23 protein-coding genes and 2 other annotated features are annotated in these 19,337 nt (G+C 32.5%); of the genes, 21 read left to right on the top strand and 2 right to left on the bottom strand.

Going from position 1 to position 19,337, the window contains the following annotated elements; all coding sequences use genetic code 11:
• Positions 1-32 precede the first annotated feature (32 nt).
• The 4 genes from AC3WQX_RS05460 (at position 33) to AC3WQX_RS05445 (ending at position 4,154) form a co-directional block, all read left to right on the top strand.
• Positions 33-713 carry a uroporphyrinogen-III synthase gene (locus AC3WQX_RS05460; protein ID WP_037560641.1) on the top strand — a complete coding sequence of 227 codons (681 nt, stop codon included), beginning with the start codon at positions 33-35 and terminating at the stop codon, positions 711-713.
• A complete protein-coding gene (gene hemB, locus AC3WQX_RS05455; RefSeq protein ID WP_023350136.1) occupies positions 703-1,677 on the top strand; it encodes a porphobilinogen synthase in 975 nt (324 codons plus the stop codon). The genes AC3WQX_RS05460 and hemB overlap by 11 nt, the downstream gene beginning before the upstream one ends.
• Before the next feature lie 28 nt (positions 1,678-1,705).
• On the top strand, positions 1,706-2,989 hold the full coding sequence (hemL, locus tag AC3WQX_RS05450) for a glutamate-1-semialdehyde 2,1-aminomutase (protein ID WP_002435979.1): 1,284 nt from the start codon (positions 1,706-1,708) through the stop codon (positions 2,987-2,989).
• A 97-nt stretch (positions 2,990-3,086) separates the two neighbouring features.
• Positions 3,087-4,154 (top strand): AbrB family transcriptional regulator, encoded by a 1,068-nt coding sequence (locus AC3WQX_RS05445; protein ID WP_023350137.1) that lies wholly within the window; start codon positions 3,087-3,089, stop codon positions 4,152-4,154.
• A gap of 52 nt (positions 4,155-4,206) precedes the next feature.
• On the opposite strand, the gene AC3WQX_RS05440 is transcribed toward AC3WQX_RS05445, so the two are convergent.
• The gene (locus AC3WQX_RS05440; RefSeq protein WP_023350138.1) at positions 4,207-4,767 is read right to left on the bottom strand and encodes a DNA-3-methyladenine glycosylase I; all 561 of its coding nucleotides are present in this window, start codon (positions 4,765-4,767) and stop codon (positions 4,207-4,209) included.
• Between the two features lie 58 nt (positions 4,768-4,825).
• Positions 4,826-5,073: a binding site (T-box leader), on the top strand.
• A 40-nt stretch (positions 5,074-5,113) separates the two neighbouring features.
• On the opposite strand from AC3WQX_RS05440, the gene AC3WQX_RS05435 reads away from it, so the two are divergent.
• From AC3WQX_RS05435 to AC3WQX_RS05415, 5 genes are all read left to right on the top strand, one after another.
• Positions 5,114-7,744, top strand: coding sequence for a valine--tRNA ligase (locus AC3WQX_RS05435; protein WP_023350139.1), 2,631 nt, complete (start codon positions 5,114-5,116; stop codon positions 7,742-7,744).
• 10 nt (positions 7,745-7,754) lie between these two features.
• On the top strand, positions 7,755-9,020 hold the full coding sequence (locus AC3WQX_RS05430; RefSeq protein ID WP_030061502.1) for a bifunctional folylpolyglutamate synthase/dihydrofolate synthase: 1,266 nt from the start codon (positions 7,755-7,757) through the stop codon (positions 9,018-9,020).
• Positions 9,021-9,204: 184 nt separating this feature from the next.
• A complete protein-coding gene (locus AC3WQX_RS05425; RefSeq protein WP_030061504.1) occupies positions 9,205-9,915 on the top strand; it encodes a prepilin peptidase in 711 nt (236 codons plus the stop codon).
• On the top strand, positions 9,912-10,595 hold the full coding sequence (gene radC, locus AC3WQX_RS05420) for a RadC family protein (RefSeq protein ID WP_023350142.1): 684 nt from the start codon (positions 9,912-9,914) through the stop codon (positions 10,593-10,595). The genes AC3WQX_RS05425 and radC overlap by 4 nt, the downstream gene beginning before the upstream one ends.
• Before the next feature lie 67 nt (positions 10,596-10,662).
• The gene (locus AC3WQX_RS05415) at positions 10,663-10,944 is read left to right on the top strand and encodes a hypothetical protein (RefSeq protein WP_023350143.1); all 282 of its coding nucleotides are present in this window, start codon (positions 10,663-10,665) and stop codon (positions 10,942-10,944) included.
• A 70-nt stretch (positions 10,945-11,014) separates the two neighbouring features.
• Here AC3WQX_RS05415 and AC3WQX_RS05410 read toward each other — a convergent pair whose 3' ends face one another.
• Positions 11,015-11,194, bottom strand: coding sequence for a hypothetical protein (locus AC3WQX_RS05410; RefSeq protein ID WP_037560643.1), 180 nt, complete (start codon positions 11,192-11,194; stop codon positions 11,015-11,017).
• 165 nt (positions 11,195-11,359) lie between these two features.
• Here AC3WQX_RS05410 and AC3WQX_RS05405 point away from each other — a divergent pair, with 165 nt between their 5' ends.
• The 12 genes from AC3WQX_RS05405 (at position 11,360) to queA (ending at position 19,320) form a co-directional block, all read left to right on the top strand.
• On the top strand, positions 11,360-11,842 hold the full coding sequence (locus AC3WQX_RS05405) for a DUF4930 family protein (protein ID WP_023350145.1): 483 nt from the start codon (positions 11,360-11,362) through the stop codon (positions 11,840-11,842).
• A gap of 88 nt (positions 11,843-11,930) precedes the next feature.
• Positions 11,931-12,071, top strand: coding sequence for a hypothetical protein (locus AC3WQX_RS05400; protein ID WP_002436055.1), 141 nt, complete (start codon positions 11,931-11,933; stop codon positions 12,069-12,071).
• Positions 12,072-12,267: 196 nt separating this feature from the next.
• A complete protein-coding gene (mreC, locus tag AC3WQX_RS05395; protein WP_030064686.1) occupies positions 12,268-13,110 on the top strand; it encodes a rod shape-determining protein MreC in 843 nt (280 codons plus the stop codon).
• On the top strand, positions 13,110-13,631 hold the full coding sequence (gene mreD / locus AC3WQX_RS05390) for a rod shape-determining protein MreD (protein WP_023350147.1): 522 nt from the start codon (positions 13,110-13,112) through the stop codon (positions 13,629-13,631). The genes mreC and mreD overlap by 1 nt, the downstream gene beginning before the upstream one ends.
• Before the next feature lie 32 nt (positions 13,632-13,663).
• Positions 13,664-13,794 (top strand) — a sequence feature (ribosomal protein L21 leader region).
• A gap of 12 nt (positions 13,795-13,806) precedes the next feature.
• Positions 13,807-14,115 carry a 50S ribosomal protein L21 gene (gene rplU, locus AC3WQX_RS05385; RefSeq protein WP_002436008.1) on the top strand — a complete coding sequence of 103 codons (309 nt, stop codon included), beginning with the start codon at positions 13,807-13,809 and terminating at the stop codon, positions 14,113-14,115.
• A gap of 4 nt (positions 14,116-14,119) precedes the next feature.
• On the top strand, positions 14,120-14,440 hold the full coding sequence (locus tag AC3WQX_RS05380) for a ribosomal-processing cysteine protease Prp (RefSeq protein WP_002436010.1): 321 nt from the start codon (positions 14,120-14,122) through the stop codon (positions 14,438-14,440).
• Positions 14,441-14,451: 11 nt separating this feature from the next.
• On the top strand, positions 14,452-14,736 hold the full coding sequence (gene rpmA / locus AC3WQX_RS05375) for a 50S ribosomal protein L27 (RefSeq protein WP_001830822.1): 285 nt from the start codon (positions 14,452-14,454) through the stop codon (positions 14,734-14,736).
• 143 nt (positions 14,737-14,879) lie between these two features.
• Positions 14,880-16,172 carry a GTPase ObgE gene (obgE, locus tag AC3WQX_RS05370; RefSeq protein WP_023350148.1) on the top strand — a complete coding sequence of 431 codons (1,293 nt, stop codon included), beginning with the start codon at positions 14,880-14,882 and terminating at the stop codon, positions 16,170-16,172.
• 11 nt (positions 16,173-16,183) lie between these two features.
• Complete coding sequence (locus AC3WQX_RS05365; protein ID WP_002436060.1) at positions 16,184-16,639, top strand: ACT domain-containing protein; 456 nt, start codon at positions 16,184-16,186, stop codon at positions 16,637-16,639.
• Between the two features lie 13 nt (positions 16,640-16,652).
• Entirely contained in the window at positions 16,653-17,255 is a 603-nt protein-coding gene (ruvA, locus tag AC3WQX_RS05360) for a Holliday junction branch migration protein RuvA (protein ID WP_002436096.1), read from the top strand.
• Positions 17,256-17,288: 33 nt separating this feature from the next.
• Positions 17,289-18,293 carry a Holliday junction branch migration DNA helicase RuvB gene (ruvB, locus tag AC3WQX_RS05355; RefSeq protein WP_023350149.1) on the top strand — a complete coding sequence of 335 codons (1,005 nt, stop codon included), beginning with the start codon at positions 17,289-17,291 and terminating at the stop codon, positions 18,291-18,293.
• A 1-nt stretch (position 18,294) separates the two neighbouring features.
• Positions 18,295-19,320: a tRNA preQ1(34) S-adenosylmethionine ribosyltransferase-isomerase QueA gene (queA, locus tag AC3WQX_RS05350; protein ID WP_002436078.1), complete on the top strand. Its 1,026-nt coding sequence runs from the start codon at positions 18,295-18,297 to the stop codon at positions 19,318-19,320.
• Positions 19,321-19,337: the final 17 nt, after the last annotated feature.

Raw genomic sequence — 19,337 nt, 5'->3', positions numbered from 1 at the left:
AGATTACCATGTCTTAAAGGTGGAACTCAATGATGAAACCAGTTATAGTTATGACCCAAACAAGTAAAGTTCAAAGTAATTTAGTCAATATTATTCATAAACCATTGATTCAAATACAAGAACTTTCGTTTAATGAGCATTTGCTTAATCATGACTATGACTGGCTTATTTTTTCTTCTAAAAATGCAGTCAAATACTTTTATGAGTATTTAAAAAGCGTTAAAGTTAAGAAGGTAGCAGTTATCGGCGAGAAAACGGCTCAATACTGTGAGGATTTAAATATAAATGTTGATTTTATTCCAAGTGATTTTTCTCAAGAAGGATTTCTTAAAGAGTTTAATTCTATGAATCAGCGAATCTTACTTCCTTCTAGTCAGCTTGCACGACCAAAATTAGCACATCAATTGAATATTAATAATGTTGTGATTAAGATTGATTTATATAAACCTATACCTCACCATCAAAATATTAATGAGGTTAAACAACTTGTAAAAAATAATGAATTAGATGCTATAACTTTCTCAAGCTCATCTGCAGTTCGTTATTATTTTGAAAATGGAGATACTCCAGAGTTTCACCATTACTATGCGATAGGTAAGCAAACAGCTACAGTTCTTAAAAATTATAATCAAAATGTGCAAGTTGCTGATTCACAAACTTCGGAATCAATAATAGCCAAAATTTTAGAAAGTAGGGAGAATAATGAAATTTGATAGACATAGAAGACTACGTTCTTCTCATACAATGCGAGATTTAGTGAGAGAGACACACGTGAGAAAAGAGGATTTAATTTATCCTATTTTCGTAGTCGAACAAGATGACATTAAATCTGAAATTCATTCACTACCTGGTGTATATCAAATTAGTTTAAATCTATTACATGAAGAAATTAAAGATGCTTATGATTTAGGCATTAGAGCAATAATGTTCTTTGGAGTGCCTAATAACAAAGACGATGTAGGTTCAGGTGCATACGATCATAACGGTGTTGTACAAGAAGCAACGCGTATTGCTAAAAAAATGTATGATGACTTGTTAATTGTTGCGGATACTTGTCTATGTGAATATACAGATCACGGCCATTGTGGCGTTATTGATGATCATACTCATGATGTTGACAATGATAAGTCATTACCTTTATTAGTTAAAACTGCTATATCACAAGTAGAAGCAGGCGCAGATATTATCGCTCCAAGTAATATGATGGATGGTTTCGTTGCAGAAATTAGGAAAGGCTTAGATCAAGCTGGGTACGAAAATATTCCAATTATGAGTTATGGTATTAAATATGCGTCTAGTTTCTTCGGTCCGTTCCGTGATGCAGCAGATTCAGCTCCATCTTTCGGTGACAGAAAAACTTATCAAATGGATCCAGCAAATCGTTTAGAAGCATTGAGAGAATTAGAAAGCGATCTTAAAGAAGGTTGCGATATGATGATTGTTAAGCCAGCTTTAAGTTACTTAGATATTGTTAGAGACGTAAAAAATAATACTAATGTTCCTGTTGTTGCATACAATGTCAGTGGTGAATATAGCATGACTAAAGCTGCGGCCCTCAATGGTTGGATTGATGAAGAAAAAATTGTGATGGAACAAATGATTTCTATGAAACGTGCTGGTGCGGATTTAATCATCACTTACTTTGCTAAGGATATTTGTCGCTATTTAGATAAGTAATGAATCACTACTAAGGAGGATTTTATTTATGGGTTATGAAAAATCTATAAAAGCTATGGAAACAGCTGAAAATTTAATGCCTGGAGGTGTTAATAGCCCTGTCAGAGCATTTAAATCGGTAGATACACCTGCTATTTTTATGGATCATGCAGACGGTTCTAAAATATATGATATAGATGGCAATGAATACATTGATTATGTACTAAGTTGGGGACCACTAATTTTAGGACATAAAAATAAACGTGTGATAGAAAAGCTTCATGAAGCAGTTGATAACGGTACAAGCTTTGGTGCTTCAACGTTACAAGAAAATAAACTAGCAGAACTCGTGATTGACAGAGTGCCATCAATAGAAAAAGTAAGAATGGTGTCTTCAGGTACTGAAGCTACACTTGATACTCTACGTTTAGCTAGAGGGTATACAGGTCGTAGTAAAATAATTAAGTTTGAAGGTTGCTATCATGGTCATAGTGATTCTTTATTAATTAAAGCTGGTTCTGGCGTAGCTACATTAGGATTACCGGACTCTCCTGGTGTACCAGAGGGAATTGCTAAAAACACAATAACAGTTCCTTATAATGATTTAGAATCATTAAAATTAGCTTTTGAAAAATATGGTGACGATATCGCTGGTGTAATTGTTGAACCAGTAGCAGGTAATATGGGTGTAGTTCCGCCTTTAGAAGGATTCTTACAAGGTTTACGTGACATTACAAATGAATATGGTTCTTTACTTATTTTTGATGAAGTAATGACTGGTTTCCGCGTAGGATATAATTGTGCTCAAGGTTACTTTGGTGTTACTCCAGACTTAACTTGTTTAGGAAAAGTTATTGGTGGCGGATTACCAGTTGGTGCATTTGGTGGTAAAAAAGAAATTATGGATCAAATAGCTCCAGTAGGAAATATTTATCAAGCTGGAACTCTATCAGGAAATCCTTTAGCAATGACGAGTGGGTATGAAACATTAAGTCAGCTAACTCCTGAGTCTTATGAATATTTTAATGAATTAGGGGACATTCTTGAAAAAGGTCTAAAAGATGTGTTCGCTAAACATAATGTACCTATTACTGTAAATAGAGCAGGCTCAATGATAGGATACTTCCTAAATGAGGGCCCTGTTACTAATTTTGATGAAGCAAATAAAAGTGATTTAGAACTATTTAGTAATATGTATAGAGAAATGGCAAAAGAAGGTGTATTCTTACCGCCATCTCAATTCGAGGGTACTTTCCTTTCAATGGCTCATACTAAAGAGGATATTGAAAAAACAATTCAAGCATTTGATAACGCACTAGGCCGTATTGTATGATAAATTGAACTAAATAAAAAAGATAAATGACTGGGGTGATAGCTATTATCCCAGTCTAAGTTTTGTTAATGTTCTTTTATGAAAGTAGTGAGATAAGATGAATAATATACAGAGAAATAACTTTATTGTCTTAGCATTAGCTATAATAATAAGTTTAATATTAAAGATTTCTCACATACTGTTGCCTTTCATGTTTGGACCAATTATTGCAGCGGTTATTTGTGTGAAAGCATTTAAATTGGAGATCAAATGGCCTTTTTGGTTAAGTCAAATTGGTTTAATATTTCTTGGCGTACAAATTGGTTCTACTTTTACGAAAACAGTGATCGGTGATATAAAAAATGATTGGTTAACAATCATCATAGTAACTGTACTTTTATTAGTCTTAGCATTATTAATAGCTTATTTCTTTAAGAAAATAGCTCAAGTTAATTCGGAAACAGCTATTTTAAGTGTAATTCCAGGTGCATTAAGCCAAATGTTAATTATGGCTGAGGAAGATAAGAAAGCTAATATTTTAGTTGTAAGTTTAACTCAAACATCTCGTATAATATTTGTGGTTATATTAGTTCCGTTGATTTCATATTTTTTCCAAGATTCCCATAATACCACTGGGGAACATGTAAGCAAAGCTCCAGCATTGACACAGGCTCTTGATTTTTGGCAAATAATCATAATATTTTTAGCTGTAGCAATAGTTTATTTCTTGATGGCGAAAATTAACTTTCCTACTAAACAATTGTTAGCTCCTATATTTGTCTTAATTGTTTGGAATATGACTACAAATTTAAATTTCACTTTAGATAATTGGTTACTCGCATCTGCGCAAGTGATTTATATGATACGTATAGGCCTTCAAATTGCTCATCTACTTAATGATTTAAAAGGTCGTATCGCAGTAGCAATAGCTTTTCAGAATATAATGTTAATTATTTCGGCTTTTATAATGGTGGTTATCATACATCTTTTCACGCATAATTCAATTAATGAATTATTCTTAGGTGCAGCCCCAGGAGGTATGAGTCAAATAGTTTTAGTAGCTATAGCTACTGGTGCTGATGTAGCAATGATTTCAAGCTATCACATCTTTAGAATTTTCTTCATTCTTTTCTTAGTTGCACCTGTGATTAATTACTTCTTAAAATTTAGAGCGAAATCTCGTTAAATAAATAATAAAACGCATTTCCTAAGTTGATAGGAAATGCGTTTATTTCTATCTAAGAATGGCTCGGTTTAACAGGGCATCCTTCAAGATGTGAATCGTATAATCCTGCAGCCTCAAGAAATGAAAATACAGTGACAGGACCTAAAAATTTAAAACCATATTTTTTTAAATCTTTAGAAAGTTGTGTAGCTCTATCATCTACTGTTTTACGATCTCTGGGTTTTTTATAACCCATATTAATAGGTTGATGATTAACATATGACCAAAGAAAATCACTAAAACTTTTATAATCTTTTTCAATTTGTAAGTAACCTCGTGCTTGGCTAACAATAGCTTCTAACTTTTTTCTATTATGAACTATATTAGGAAATTCCATAAGGCGATCAATATCTTTATCAGACATTTTGGCAACCTTTTTTGGTTCGAAATTATAGAATGCTTCTTCATAGGATTCTTTTTTCTTTAAGATGGTAAGCCATGATAAACCGGCATGTTGGGATTCTAAGGCGATTAACTTAAAAAGTTCTTTACTATCATATAAAGGTTGACCCCAAAAATAATCATGATATTCTAAATATGTTTCATCTTTAGTACCAAAGGCGCACTCATTCATAAATTTTACCTCCAATACATTGACTTATTGATGTATCCATTATACTATAAATAAGTAAATGAATATAATGATAGGGAAGAGTAAATTCTAATCATTTCAAAGAGAGCATATGTTTGGTGTGAATATGTAGATGATTTTAATTGAAGGTAGCCCAAAATGAAACTTTCACTGAACAAATATTCAGTAGGTGAAAGCGTGTGAGAGCGTTAATCTTATACTTAAGTGCTCGAAGAATAAAGTATGTTTAAGTTAAAAGACTTTATTTTTCTTGAATATAGGTGGTACCACGGAACATCCGTCCTATTTTTAGGGTGGATGTTTTTTTATTTTATTAGGAGGTTTTTACATGGAAATGAAACCGAAATACGACCCAAGAGAAGTAGAAGCTGGTCGTTATGAAGAATGGGTAAAAAATGGTTATTTTAAACCATCAGAAGATAAATCGAAAGATACATATACTATTGTTATTCCGCCGCCAAATGTGACGGGAAAATTACATTTAGGACATGCGTGGGACACAACGTTACAAGATATAATTACTCGTATGAAGAGAATGCAAGGATATGATACTTTGTATCTTCCAGGTATGGATCATGCTGGGATAGCTACACAAGCGAAAGTAGAAGCAAAATTAAATGAACAAGGTATTTCAAGACACGAATTAGGTCGAGAAAAATTTCTAGAACAAGCATGGGATTGGAAAGAGGAATACGCTTCATTTATTAGACAACAATGGGCTAAACTAGGCTTAGGATTGGATTATAGTAGAGAGCGTTTCACTCTTGATGAAGGTCTAAGTAAAGCTGTTAGAAAAGTATTTGTTGATTTATATAACAAGGATATAATTTATAGAGGCGAAAGAATTATTAACTGGGATCCTCAAGCTAGAACGGCTTTATCTGACATTGAAGTTATTCATGAAGATGTGCAAGGTGCATTTTATCACTTTAAATATCCTTACGCAGACGGTGAAGGTTATATTGAAATTGCGACTACCCGTCCCGAGACAATGTTAGGTGATACAGCGATTGTTGTTAACCCTAACGATGAACGTTATAAAGATGTTATTGGTAAAAAAGTAATTTTACCAATTGTTGGTAGAGAATTGCCTATCTTAGCTGATGAATATGTTGATATAGAATTTGGTTCAGGTGCAATGAAAGTCACACCTGCGCATGATCCAAACGACTTTGAAATTGGGCAAAGACATGATTTAGAAAATATCATCGTAATGGATGAATACGGTAAAATGAATGAGAGATCTGGTAAATATGAAGGTATGGATCGTTTCGAATGTCGTAAACAACTTGTTCAAGATTTAAAAGATCAAGATTTAGTTATTAAAATCGAAGAGCATACGCATTCTGTAGGTCACTCAGAAAGAACAGGTGCAATCGTCGAACCGTATTTATCAACACAATGGTTTGTTAAAATGAAACCTTTAGCTCAAAGAGCACTAGATAACCAAAAAACAGACGACAGAATTGATTTCTTCCCAGGTCGTTTCGAAAACACATTTAATCGTTGGATGGAAGAAATAAGAGATTGGACTATTTCTCGTCAATTATGGTGGGGACATCAGATTCCTGCTTGGTATCATAAAGAAACTGGTGAAATCTACGTAGGGGAAGAAGCACCAAATGACATTGACAATTGGGAGCAAGATGCAGATGTATTAGATACTTGGTTCTCAAGTGCTTTATGGCCATTTTCTACTTTAGGTTGGCCAGATACTGAATCTGAAGACTTTAAACGTTATTATCCAACGAATGCTTTAGTTACAGGTTATGACATTATTTTCTTCTGGGTAGCAAGAATGATATTCCAAGGATTAGAATTCACAGATAGAAGACCATTTAATGATGTTTTACTACACGGTTTAGTAAGAGCTGAAGATGGACGTAAAATGAGTAAGTCATTAGGTAATGGTGTAGACCCAATGGATGTAATTGATGAATATGGTGCAGATAGCTTGAGATACTTCTTAGCTACTGGTTCATCACCAGGTCATGACTTACGCTATTCGACTGAAAAAGTTGAATCTGTATGGAATTTTATAAACAAAATTTGGAACGCTGCGCGCTTTAGTTTAATGAATATTGGTGAAGAGTTTAAAGTAGAAGATATCAATTTATCTGGAAACTTATCGCTGGCTGATAAATGGATTTTAACTCGCCTAAATGAAACAATTAAAACCGTAACAGATTTAAGTGACAAATATGAGTTTGGTGAAGTAGGGCGTGCGCTTTATAACTTTATTTGGGACGAATTCTGTGATTGGTATATCGAAATGAGTAAGATACCAATGAATGGTGATGATGAAGCTCAAAAACAAACTACACGTTCAGTGTTAAGCTATGTTCTTGATAAAATTATGAAGATGTTACATCCATTTATGCCTTTTGTTACAGAAACAATCTGGCAAAGTTTACCTCATGAAGGTGAAACTATAGTTAACGCAGATTGGCCAACTGTTAACTCTGAATATATGTTTGACGAAAGTAAGCAAACAATGCAGCAACTTGTTGAAATCATTAAATCTGTTCGTCAATCAAGAGTTGAAGTGAATACGCCACTTTCTAAATCAATACCAATTTTAATTCAAACTAAAGATGATAACGTTAAGCAAACATTGAAAGATAATGCGAGTTATTTAAACAAATTCTGTAACCCAAGCGAACTCACTATTGATACAGAAGTTGAAATTCCTGAAAAAGCTATGACATCAGTAGTTGTAGCGGGTAAAGTTGTGTTACCGCTTGAAGGACTTATTGATATGGATAAAGAAATCGCTCGCTTAGAAAAAGAACTAGATAAACTTAAAAGTGAATTAGATAGAGTAGACAAAAAATTATCAAACGAAAACTTTGTAAATAAAGCACCTGAGAAAATAATTAATGAAGAAAAAGAAAAACAACAACATTATCAAGAGAAGTATAATGGTGTTAAATCACGAATCGAACAATTAAAAGCATAGGAGTATGATCATGAATTACCTAGACAGCTTGTATTGGATACATGAAAGATCGAAATTTGGTATTAAACCAGGTGTCAAACGTATGGAATGGATGTTAGAACAATTTAATAATCCTCAAGATAAAATTAGAGGTATACATGTTGGCGGCACCAATGGTAAAGGGTCTACGGTAGCATATCTAAGAACTGCTTTGGTTGAAAATGGTTATGATGTCGGAACCTTTACATCTCCGTTTATAGAAAGTTTTAATGAACGCATTAGTTTAAATGGCACACCAATTACTAATGATGAAATTGTAGATTTAGTTGAGCGTGTTAAGCCAGTTAGTGAAGCTTTAGAAAATGAAACAGAACTTGGTGGAGCAACAGAGTTCGAAATTATTACTACTATGATGTTCCTTTACTTCGGTGAAATCCATCCAGTTGATTTCGTTATCATAGAAGCTGGTTTAGGAATTAAACACGATTCAACAAATGTATTTAAACCAATTTTATCAATTTTAACTAGTATTGGATTGGATCATACTGATATTCTTGGGTCAACTTATCTAGATATAGCAAAAGACAAATCAGCAATAATTAAACCATATACACCAGTTATCTATGCTGTGAAAAACGATGAAGCTCTTAAGTATGTGAGAGACTATGCTTTAGAACAAAACGCTAAACCAATTGAGTTAGATAGAGAAGTAACAATCATTTCACAAGATGATGAGTTTACTTACCGATATAAAGATTATGAACTAGAAACTATCATTTTAAATATGATGGGTGAACATCAGAAAGAAAATGCTTCCTTAGCAATTACGGCGCTTATTGAACTTAATGAAGCGGATATTATTGATTTAGATTTTAATAAGATGATTGATGGTATTGAATCTGTAAATTGGACTGGACGTATTGAACAAGTGAAAGAACAGCCGCTTATGGTTATCGATGGTGCACATAATAATGAAAGTGTAGAAGCTTTAATCGATACTATTAAACATTACTATGGTAGAGATAAAATTGATGTACTCTTCTCAGCAATTAAAGGCAAACCAATTAATTCGATGATTCATAATTTAAGTGAAATTGCCTCGCAGTTTTATTTAGCGGATTTCGATTTTCCTAAAGCTTTAACTAAAGAAGAAATTGCTGATGAAACTAATTTAGATAATGTAGAACTTGTAGAAGATTATGTACAGTTTATTGAAAATTACACTGGTGAAGGTTTAATCATCACGGGTAGTTTGTATTTTATAAGCGAAATAAAAGCAAAAATTAAATTTAACTAAATTAAGAAAGAGTAAAATGAGTAGTTATACTAACTTGTTTTACTCTTTTTTATATGAAAGCCATTAAAATATGGAAATTAAACATAGCCAATAAATAAGTACTCCAATGATAAAATTCCTCTAATTATGCAACTATTTACATTCAAAAGAAATTACTTATAATTATTTTAAAGGAGGATGATACATGGCTTTACTGGCTTATTCATGTAGTGTGATATTTAGTTTTTTATACCAATTTAGTCACAAGGGTACATTAAAATTTAATTATTTCCTTTCAAGATCCGTTTGTGATCATTGTAATCAAAATGTTAAGCCTTATGACTTATTACCGATTATGAGCTACATATTACTCAAAGGGCGCGCTCGCTGTTGTCACAAGAAATTACAAATATATTATTTGATAGGGGAAGTTTTAGCGCTTATACCAATATTTTTGTATTACTTTTCACATGGTAATATCAATTTCTCTCATTTCTTATTAACTTTTCTTTTTTTACTCAGTTTCTCTATATACGATATTAACAATCTATCGATCGACATAAGATTGTCCTTAATCTATGTTATAGTAGCCTCCTTTTGTTCACATTTATATCTTCATACTTTTATAATTACTTTTTTAATTTCGCAATTGCTATATCTAATTCTACGCAAATATATAGGTTACGGAGATATCGTAATTTTTAACATGCTGTCTTTATTCTTACCTTTAAATTTTCTTATTTATTTATGTATGTTTACTTTTATTTTTGGCGGTTTTATATCCATTTTTATAAAACTTTTGATTAATAAAGATTTAAAATATATTCCATTAATTCCTTTTGTCTTCCTCTCTTTCATTTTCACTTCGCTTTTCTATAATGATTTAAATATTGTATTAGGAGGAACATATTATTGAAAATAAATGAAATGGCAATTTCCGAGAAACCTAGAGAGCGTCTTATGAATTACGGTGCAAAAAGCTTATCAAATGTGGAATTGCTGGCAATACTTATTAATACTGGTAGAAAAGGCTTCTCTAGCATAGATATTGCTAATGAACTTATAAAAAGTCATCATTCTATTAGAGATTTAAAAAAATTATCTATCAATGATTTACTAAAAGTAAAAGGAATTGGATTGTATAAAGCAATTATATTGCAAGCAGCTTTTGAGTTAGGAGAAAGGCTAAATGCATCAAGCACGATAGATAAAGTTAAAATTACTCATCCGAGTGACGTGGCTGATTTGATGATGTCTTCTATGAAAGATTTAGATCAGGAACATTTTGTAGTATTATTACTTAATTCAAAAAATATCGTTATAAAACAATCTTGGATCTTTAAAGGAACACTTAATAGTTCGATTATTCATCCACGTGAGGTATTTAATATTGCAATTAGAGAATCCTCTAATGCTATCATTATTGTTCACAACCATCCTTCAGGTGATGTAACACCCTCTAGAGAAGACATTACTACGACTTTACGTTTAAAAGAGTGTGGTGCTATTTTAGGAATTGATGTACTTGATCACATCATCATTGGAGATAATCAATTTACAAGTTTGGTTGAAGCAGGCTATTTTGAGGAGCATTGAAATCAATTAGTTTATATCAGTCACATAGTGTATAATTTTCTTATTAAAAAATAAGGAGATATTTTATATGAGTTTATTTCTAATTTTAGGTATAATCATGCCAGTGATTTACGTAATAAGGCTTAATATCCTAGATAATATAATGACTATTAGACGTGGTTTCATAACGATTATTTTATCGATTATAGGTATAGTTACAGCATCTTTGTTAGGTAGTATAGTAACAAAGCAATTGAATGAATTAATTTTTATAATCATTGGAGCTATAATAACAGGTGTATTGTGGGGATTACTTCTAGTGGGGAGTTATATATTAATAAATTGGTTAACTAAATTAATTAAAAAATAATAAAAAGTTAGCTAAAAAACATTGAAGAGGTTTTGAAAATTTCACTCACAATGTATAGCTAACTCTTAAATTAATTAACATAAGATATCAAGTTTTGATAGTTATCTAATAGCCAAATTACTCCTTGATACGCCAAATAAATACATAGTAAAACAATCCCTGCAGATATTAAGAAACGTAGTATAGATAGACCAACTCTAAAGAGAAGTACGACTAATAATACTATCAAAATAATAGTTAAGATACTTATCAAACGCTGTCCCTCCTCATCACGTATGCATGTTATATTGCTTATTATAATTCATTTAATGAATGTTAGCATCCGTCTACAGATATAATATTTCTACACCTATAGTCTGATGTAAACTAAAAACATTTAACATATACTTAATTAAATATGATAAGGAGGGCGAATATGAGATTTATATTTAGTATAGTTAAGAATATTATTGCTGTGCTAGCTATTATTGCTATTATTTATATAGCATTGAAGTATGCCCCTTTCCTTAGAGATCAAGAATGGAATCCTTTACATGAAAGTACTAATTATATTCAACAAAATATGCATGATACTCCGGCAAATAACAGACTACCTGCTCAGCCAAAAAACGGCAAAAGTTATTCATTAAAAGAAAACGACATCATCAATAATGTCCCTTCTAGTCAAATTAAAAATGTATTTAATATGATTGATAAGAAAGAATTTATGTCAGTATCTGGTATAGGTAGAATGGGCTATAATAATAAATACTTAGCAGGCCAAAGAGGGGACGAATTCATAATATATAAATTTGGTTCAGATTCTATAAGAGTATATAACACAGAGTTTGAAATGCAACAGGATCTAAATAAATTAGGACAACATATAGAGTTAAAACCATCAGAAGCTTTTAAGTAAAAACTGTAAACTATGAATTTGAAATGTATTTTTAAATAAGTTAACCTTTATATATAGATAAATACATTAAAGGTTGGTGTGATTTCTAATGGCTGAACAATCAAAAGAAAAACAAGCTAACGAACAAGCAAAAGCACAAAATCTTTTTGCTCGTTGGAGAAAAGAAGAAACACTATATAGCGAAGACGAAAAGAAAGATAAAAATGATAGCGAAGATGAAACTAAATAAATTTAAAGTCATATTTTATTAAACTACTAACGATAAGGTTAGTAGTTTTTTTATGTATTTAGGCATAATGTTTTTAAAAAGTTTAACATTACTTATTATAAAATTTACCTTTTAGATTAGTTAGTGCTTTATTTCATGTAGTGAGTAATATAAAATATAAAAGGATAATAAATTTAGTCTTATAGAGGTGTTCTGGGTGCTTAATTTTTTCAAAAATAACAAGCTCATTGTTGTTTTATGTGCAATTATCGTTTTTATAGCGTTAATTGGTTTATCCATTCGTTCCCAAAACCAATCACCTCCTGAACAATATGTAGGAGACTCAGTTTCTTTAGGACAAAGAGTTGTGAGTTATCCTATTCATTTTGTAACTGGAGCTATTGGAAATATTTTCAATAATGGTGGATCGAAAGAAGATAAAAATAAAATTAAACAACTTGAGGCAAAGAATCAAAAGTTAGAAACTGAAAATAAAAAGTTTAAAAAAGAATTAGACGTTAAAGATTTATCAAAATATGAGCCTATTTCAACAACAGTGATTGCTAGAAACCCAGATCAGTGGATGAATACAATTGTGATAGACAAGGGTTCTAAATCTGGCATTAAAAATAATATGGCGGTTATGACTTCTGAAGGTTTAGTTGGTAGAGTCACAAAGGTAAATCAATTTTCTGCTCAAGTCGATTTGATTTCCACTCATACGAGAGCAGGTAAACTTTCAGTTAACGTACAACACGGTTCTAAAAATGTTTTTGGTTTGATTGATCATTATGATGCTAAAAACGAAGAATTAGTGATTAGTGATATTAACAACAAAGATAGTGTGAAAAAAGGAGATAAGGTAGTAACCAGTGGCTTAGCTGACCAGTTACCAAGTGATCTTTACATAGGTGAAGTTACAGATGTTGAAAATGATCAATACGGACTTGCCAAAGAGGTAAGAGTTAAGACTGGTGCTGATTTAGCTGACTTAAATCATGTATATGTTGCAAAACGTGATGTGAGCACGATTCCCGATGATGAAAGCAGGGATAACTAATGCGAACGCTTTATTATTTACTAATTGGAGTACTTTTATTTTATATAGATACGGCTATAGGATTAGTTATTCCATTGCATTTCGGTAAAATCGACATTATCTTTGTTCCTCATTTAACTTTAATGTACATATTGATAATGACTGTATATAGAGGTTTTGGTGTATCAATTGTGCTTGCTATCTTTTTCGGGATAGTTACAGATTTATATTTTGGAAGTATATACGGTTTATATATGTTTGGTTACATTATATTAGTTGTGATTGTAGATAAATTCTTTAAAGTGTTTTATCGAGACCATACAATGCTATTTAGCATCGTGTTGTTAAGTACAGTGATACTTGAAATTTATGTAGCAGCCATATATGCAGTAATTGGTTTTATTCAATTTGATTTTATTGATTTTATTTTATTCAGATTAATCCCAACGTTTATAATTAATTTTATCTTATTATTAATTTTATATCCTATCATCATAAAATTTACGCGAAAAATGCAAAACGCAATTGACAGTAAAGCTTAGTGATGGTAAGATGCAGTAGTTGAGTAGTTTCAGGCTACATACAACCGCTCAAATACAGGTTTAAGTACGAAGGCAAATATATTATCTTGTTTGTCTATTCAAGCTAGCTTCATTGTATAGCTCATGAAGGTGTCACCTGTATATGGCGTGACTTATTATATAGGAGGTGCAAAGTATGTTTGCTATTATTGAAACAGGTGGAAAACAAATCAAAGTAGAAGAAGGTCAAGAAATCTTCGTTGAAAAATTAGACGTAAATGAAGGTGACTCATTCACTTTTGATAAAGTATTATTTGTAGGTGGAGATTCAGTCAAAGTTGGTGCGCCAACTGTTGAAGGTGCCTCAGTTACTGCTACTGTTAACAAACAAGGACGCGGCAAAAAAATCACTGTATTCACTTACAGACGTCGTAAAGACTCAAAACGTAAAAAAGGCCATCGTCAACCATTTACTAAATTAACTATCGATAAAATTAACGCATAATTTTATGATTACTGTTGATATTACAGTTGATGATGAAGGCAAAGTCACAGATGTGATCATGGATGGTCATGCGAATCATGGTGAATATGGTCATGACATTGTCTGTGCTGGTGCCTCAGCAGTTTTATTTGGTAGTGTGAACGCAATTATGGGATTGACATCAGAAAAGCCTGACATCGATTACGATGATGATGGTGGTCATTTTCATATAAGAAGTGTTGATACTAATAACAAAGAAGCACAATTAATTCTTCAAGCGATGTTAGTTTCTTTACAAACAATTGAAGAAGAATATAATGAGAATATCAGATTAAATTATAAGTGAGGTGTATCCCGATGTTAAAATTAAACTTACAATTCTTCGCATCTAAAAAAGGGGTAAGTTCTACTAAAAACGGACGTGACTCTGAATCTAAACGTTTAGGTGCTAAACGTGCTGACGGTCAATATGTATCAGGTGGTTCAATTCTTTATCGCCAACGTGGTACTAAAATCTACCCTGGTGAAAATGTAGGTCGTGGTGGCGATGATACATTATTCGCTAAAATCGACGGCGTTGTTAAATTTGAACGCAAAGGTCGCGACAAAAAACAAGTTTCTGTATACGCAGTTGCTGAATAATTTTGTCTAGTTAACACCAGAAGTGAATGCTTCTGGTGTTTTATTTTTGTTTAAATTGATATACACATTAAAAATTTTTCTATAAATAGGGATAATGATATAATTATAAGGATGAAAAATTCAGAGTAAAAGAGGTGAGATATATGTTTGTCGATCAAGTCAAAATATCTCTCAAAGCAGGTGATGGAGGTAACGGAATCACTGCTTATCGAAGAGAAAAATATGTACCTTTTGGTGGACCAGCTGGAGGTGACGGTGGTAAAGGTGCCTCAGTTGTATTTGAAGTAGATGAAGGTTTAAGAACACTTTTAGACTTTAGATATCAAAGACACTTTAAAGCTAAACAAGGTGAAAATGGGCAAAGTAGCAATATGCATGGTAAAAATGCTGAAGATTTAGTATTAAAAGTACCCCCAGGTACAATTATTAAAAGTGTAGAAACTGAAGAGGTTTTAGCCGACTTAGTTGAAGACGGTCAAAGAGCTATCGTTGCACGAGGGGGCCGTGGTGGTCGTGGTAACTCACGTTTTGCTACTCCACGTAATCCAGCACCTGATTTCAGCGAAAATGGTGAGCCCGGTGAGGAACTAGATGTAACCTTAGAACTTAAATTATTAGCGGATGTCGGTTTAGTTGGTTTCCCTAGTGTTGGTAAATCTACGTTACTATCTATTGTTTCAAAAGCAAAACCTAAAATTGGAGCTTATCATTTTACTACGATTAAGCCAAACTTAGGTGTAGTTTCTACGCCAGACAGTAGAAGTTTTGTTATGGCTGATTTACCTGGTCTTATAGAAGGTGCTTCAGATGGCGTTGGTCTAGGTCATCAATTTTTAAGACATGTAGAACGAACTAAAGTGATTGTTCACATGATAGATATGAGTGGTTCTGAAGGAAGAGATCCTATTGAAGACTATAAAATCATCAATCAAGAACTTGTTAATTATAAGCAACGACTTGAAGATCGCCCACAGATTGTAGTGGCTAATAAAATGGACATTCCTGACGCTAAAGATAATTTAGAACTTTTTAAAGAAGAAGTTGGCGAAGATATTACAATTGTTCCGGTATCAACTATCACACGAGATAACATAGATCAATTGTTGTATCTCATTGCTGATAAACTAGAAGAAGTTAAAGATGTTGACTTCTCAGTTGAAGAAGATGAAAATATAGGCGTCAATCGTGTTTTATATAAACACACGCCTTCCCAAGATGCATTTACAATTACAAGAGACGACGATGGTGCTTATGTAGTAAGTGGTAATGCAATTGAAAGAATGTTCAAAATGACTGATTTCAATAGTGATCCTGCCGTTCGTCGATTCGCAAGACAAATGCGTTCAATGGGTATTGATGATGCGTTAAGAGAAAGAGGATGTAGTAATGGAGATATCGTTAGAATTCTAGGTGGAGAATTTGAATTTGTCGAATAGGAGTGTAGACTATGGACAATAAAGACTATAGAAAGTTTTATTTAATTAGAGAAGATGTATTACCTGAATCTGTTGTTAAAACTTTGAAAGTTAAAGATGCTTTAAAAAACAATCCTGAATTGTCCATTTATGATGCAGTTAAACAGTTCAACTTATCCCGTAGCGCCTTTTATAAATATAGGGAAACTATATTTCCTGTAGATGAAAAGATGCTAGATCATAGGGAGTTTACACTCATTTTATATGTTAATGATATCGTAGGAATGTTAGCACAAGTATTAAATACAATTTCAAGACTTCAATTATCTGTATTAACGATACATCAAAGTGTACCTATGGAAGATAAAGCTACGATTACTTTATCACTTAACGCTCAATCATCCTATCTCTCAATTGATGATGTAGTCAATACACTTAGAGAAATAGAGCATGTTTCAAAAGTTGAGTTAATTAGTATGAGTATGTAAAGGGAGGGCCAACATGTATGCTTATGTAAAAGGGACATTAACGCAATTATTTCCAACTCATGTAGTGGTTGAAACTTCAGGAATAGGTTATGAAATTCAAACACCTAATTCTTATCGTTTTCAAAAATATTTAAATCAAGATGTACAAATTTTCACTTCTTTGATTGTTAGAGAAGATGCACAATTGTTGTATGGATTCATTAGTGAAGAAGAGAAAGATATGTTTCATAGTTTAATTAAAGTTACGGGAATTGGTCCCAAGTCAGCTTTAGCTATTTTAGCAGCTAGTTCTCCAAATGAAGTGAAAAGAGCAATTGAAAATGAAAATGATGCTTATCTAACTCAGTTCCCTGGCATTGGTAAAAAAACGGCCAGACAAATCGTATTAGATTTAAAAGGTAAAGTCACCATTACTGAGGAAGATTCAGAATCATTGCTTCAAGTCGATGTTAATAATAATGAACAAAGTCAAGTTGTTAAAGAAGCTATGTTAGCATTAGAAGCATTAGGATACTCAAAACGTGAACTTTCTAAGGTTGAAAAAGTGTTAAACAAGCAAAGTGTATCTAGTGTAGACGAAGCTGTAAAATTAGGCTTACAAACGTTAGTTTCTTAATAAATAGAGTATGTATCTTATGGAGGCACGAATATGGATAAAAGAATGGTCGATCAACAATTTCATAATGAAGATTCGGATTTCGAATTATCATTGAGACCTACTAAACTCAAACAATATATTGGTCAAACCTCTATTAAAAGTAATTTAGAAGTGTTTATTAAAGCTGCTAATTTAAGAGAAGAACCTCTCGATCATGTGCTTTTATTCGGGCCACCAGGATTAGGTAAAACAACACTTTCAAATATTATAGCTAATGAAATGGAAGTTAATATACGTACAATCTCAGGTCCTTCATTAGAAAGACCTGGAGATTTAGCTGCAATTCTATCAGGACTACAGCCAGGTGATGTGCTCTTTATAGATGAAATTCATAGATTAAGTAGTGTCGTTGAAGAGGTACTCTATCCAGCAATGGAGGATTTCTTTTTAGATATTATTATTGGTAAAGGTGACGAGGCACGTAGTATTAGAATAGATTTACCACCATTTACATTAGTCGGTGCTACAACCAGAGCAGGTAGTTTAACAGGACCGTTAAGAGATAGATTTGGGGTGCACTTGAGACTTGAGTATTATAATGAAAATGATCTTAAAGAAATAATTACTCGAACTGCAGATGTACTTGGTACTGGTATTGATGAAGAGAGTGCTTTAGAATTAGCTCGACGTTCTCGTGGTACACCAAGAGTAGCAAATCGTTTATTGAAACGTGTTAGAGACTTTCAGCAAGTCAATGAAGATGATCAAATTTATATTGAAACAACAAAAAGAGCATTACAATTACTTCAAGTTGATAAAGAAGGTTTAGATTATATAGATCATAAAATGATGAACTGTATTATCAATCAATATAATGGTGGCCCTGTTGGTTTAGATACAATTGCTGTATCTATAGGTGAAGAGCGCATTACTATTGAAGATGTTTATGAACCATTTTTAATACAAAAAGGCTTTTTAGAGCGAACACCACGTGGACGAAAAGCGACGCCTTTCGCTTACGAGCATTTTAATAATACGAATGAAAAGAGGGAGTAAGTTGAATATTGAAGAATTTGACTATCATTTGCCAGAATCTTTAATAGCTCAAACACCTTTAAAAAATAGAGACCAAAGTCGTTTGCTTGTGCTTCAAAGAGAGACTGGTAAAATGACTCACCTCCATTTTAAAGATGTCATTGATTATTTAAATCCTGGAGATACACTGGTTTTAAATGATACGCGAGTGATGCCCGCAAGACTATTTGGCTTAAAAGAGGAAACTGGCGCTAAAGTAGAAATGCTTATGCTTACTCAAATTGAGGGAAACGATTGGGAAGTATTGCTAAAACCTGCTAAAAGAATCAAGGTGGGTAATCGCTTATCATTTGGCGACGGAAAAATTGTTGCTGAATGTATTAAAGAATTAGAACAAGGTGGACGTATTATGCGTCTACACTATGATGGTATTTTACAAGAACGCCTTGATGAGCTTGGTGAGATGCCTTTACCTCCATACATTAAAGAACGTCTTGATGATCCAGATAGGTATCAAACTGTATACGCTAAAGAAAGTGGTTCTGCTGCAGCTCCAACTGCAGGGTTACATTTTACGGATGATTTATTAAATCAAATTAAGCAAAAAGGGGTCAATATCGCTTTTATAACATTGCATGTAGGGTTAGGCACGTTCAGACCAGTTAGCGTTGATAACATTGATGATCACGAAATGCATAGCGAATATTATCAAATGACTCAAGAAACTGCTGATTTACTTAATCAAACAAAGGCCAAAGGTAAAAGAATAATTTCGGTGGGAACAACATCTACACGTACTTTAGAAACTATTAGAAGAGACCACGAGCAATTTGTTGAAAAAAGTGGCTGGACGGATATATTTATTTATCCTGGATTTGAATATAAAGCAATAGATGGATTAATTACTAATTTTCATTTACCTAAATCTACATTAGTAATGCTAGTTTCAGCATTTAGTACTAGAGAAAACATTTTAAATGCATATCATAAAGCGGTAGAAATGGAGTACAGATTCTTCAGTTTTGGAGATGCAATGTTAATTATTTAAAGAAGAATGTGAGGTTT

Source organism: Staphylococcus sp. FW104-15G4D (genome assembly GCF_058790135.1).
Note: the sequence above shows the minus strand (reverse complement) of the source record. Positions and strands in the feature narration are given on the sequence as shown.

Coding starts and splice junctions, on each gene's coding strand:
- AC3WQX_RS05400 (WP_002436055.1), top strand. CDS start 11,931: ATGGCTGAACAATCAAAAGAAAAACAAGCTAACGAACAAGCAAAAGCA.
- AC3WQX_RS05460 (WP_037560641.1), top strand. CDS start 33: ATGAAACCAGTTATAGTTATGACCCAAACAAGTAAAGTTCAAAGTAAT.
- ruvA (WP_002436096.1), top strand. CDS start 16,653: ATGTATGCTTATGTAAAAGGGACATTAACGCAATTATTTCCAACTCAT.
- rplU (WP_002436008.1), top strand. CDS start 13,807: ATGTTTGCTATTATTGAAACAGGTGGAAAACAAATCAAAGTAGAAGAA.
- hemB (WP_023350136.1), top strand. CDS start 703: ATGAAATTTGATAGACATAGAAGACTACGTTCTTCTCATACAATGCGA.
- AC3WQX_RS05430 (WP_030061502.1), top strand. CDS start 7,755: ATGAATTACCTAGACAGCTTGTATTGGATACATGAAAGATCGAAATTT.
- AC3WQX_RS05415 (WP_023350143.1), top strand. CDS start 10,663: ATGAGTTTATTTCTAATTTTAGGTATAATCATGCCAGTGATTTACGTA.
- AC3WQX_RS05365 (WP_002436060.1), top strand. CDS start 16,184: ATGGACAATAAAGACTATAGAAAGTTTTATTTAATTAGAGAAGATGTA.
- AC3WQX_RS05405 (WP_023350145.1), top strand. CDS start 11,360: ATGAGATTTATATTTAGTATAGTTAAGAATATTATTGCTGTGCTAGCT.
- ruvB (WP_023350149.1), top strand. CDS start 17,289: ATGGATAAAAGAATGGTCGATCAACAATTTCATAATGAAGATTCGGAT.
- mreD (WP_023350147.1), top strand. CDS start 13,110: ATGCGAACGCTTTATTATTTACTAATTGGAGTACTTTTATTTTATATA.
- AC3WQX_RS05435 (WP_023350139.1), top strand. CDS start 5,114: ATGGAAATGAAACCGAAATACGACCCAAGAGAAGTAGAAGCTGGTCGT.
- AC3WQX_RS05380 (WP_002436010.1), top strand. CDS start 14,120: ATGATTACTGTTGATATTACAGTTGATGATGAAGGCAAAGTCACAGAT.
- AC3WQX_RS05440 (WP_023350138.1), bottom strand. CDS start 4,767: ATGAATGAGTGCGCCTTTGGTACTAAAGATGAAACATATTTAGAATAT.
- rpmA (WP_001830822.1), top strand. CDS start 14,452: ATGTTAAAATTAAACTTACAATTCTTCGCATCTAAAAAAGGGGTAAGT.
- AC3WQX_RS05445 (WP_023350137.1), top strand. CDS start 3,087: ATGAATAATATACAGAGAAATAACTTTATTGTCTTAGCATTAGCTATA.
- hemL (WP_002435979.1), top strand. CDS start 1,706: ATGGGTTATGAAAAATCTATAAAAGCTATGGAAACAGCTGAAAATTTA.
- obgE (WP_023350148.1), top strand. CDS start 14,880: ATGTTTGTCGATCAAGTCAAAATATCTCTCAAAGCAGGTGATGGAGGT.
- AC3WQX_RS05425 (WP_030061504.1), top strand. CDS start 9,205: ATGGCTTTACTGGCTTATTCATGTAGTGTGATATTTAGTTTTTTATAC.